Below are 978 nucleotides of genomic sequence, written 5' to 3' on the forward strand. Positions count from 1 at the left end.
GAAGTTGATTATTCACATATTACGGTCGCTTATGCCGGCACCAATCAATCTGATTTCAAGGACATTGCTGAAGACCTTCAAGGAATCGGGTCTGGTAATCGAAGCACGGTGGATATTGGTGAAGAAGGTCAACATAATATTATAGATAGTCAGTTTAATTCAGCGTTAAAATTTTATCAGCAGGTTTACACAGAATTTCCAGACGCCAAACTGGATACAACTGGTCATTCCCTTGGTGGGGCAATGGCATTGTTTGTAGCCAGTCACTTTCAAGTGCGTGCGACGGTTTTTTCGGCACCAGATCCATGGAAAGTAATGACGGACAAGGAACGGCTTTGGGCATTAGCGCATCCTGATCTTTTGACCAATTATCGGCATCAGGGCGATCCATTTTCTGGTGGGGCTTCAACAGTGGTTGGGGTTAACGGGTTTACCGGTACAACTGTGTGGAGTGAGACAACCGCTAATGGACCCACCAAGGATATTGATACGCACATGTTATCGTCGTTTAAGTTTGATCATCAAGGCAGAACGAAGGTCCTTCGTCGTCAAATGGCATCAGATACAGCTTTAATGGAAAAGAAGCAATCTGCGATTAAACAATTGGCTAAGTCGTTTAAATCATCCGGAGGTCAATTCACACTTGCTGAAAAAATTGCGGTCGATGCCGTCGAAGCAGCTTCGATTTCCGATAGTCTGACTCGAATTGCGATTGATGGTATTAGTGGCATTATCCAGCATTACAATGCGGTGATTGACGAATTTGAACCACTATGGCAACAAACAGTAAAGTCGGCGGAATTGATTGGTGAACATCTATCTCATGCGGCAGTGATGGCAGAATTAGAACGGGCTGGTGTGACGCATCGATCAGTGGTTGATGAACCAATTCAAGAACTGGAAGCAGAAATAAAAGCGATGCGGGATATTGGCAATGAATATCTAGCGTTAGCCCAACAGACTAAAACTGCCGTTGAT

1 protein-coding gene is annotated in these 978 nt (G+C 44.3%); it reads left to right on the forward strand.

Annotated features, from left to right (window positions below; genetic code table 11):
- Positions 1-978 (forward strand): lipase family protein (locus FC90_RS08890; RefSeq protein WP_057908883.1); only part of this gene is annotated, 978 nt, incomplete at both ends.

It is taken from the genome of Latilactobacillus graminis DSM 20719 (genome assembly GCF_001436415.1).
Classification (GTDB): Bacteria; Bacillota; Bacilli; order Lactobacillales; family Lactobacillaceae; genus Latilactobacillus; species Latilactobacillus graminis.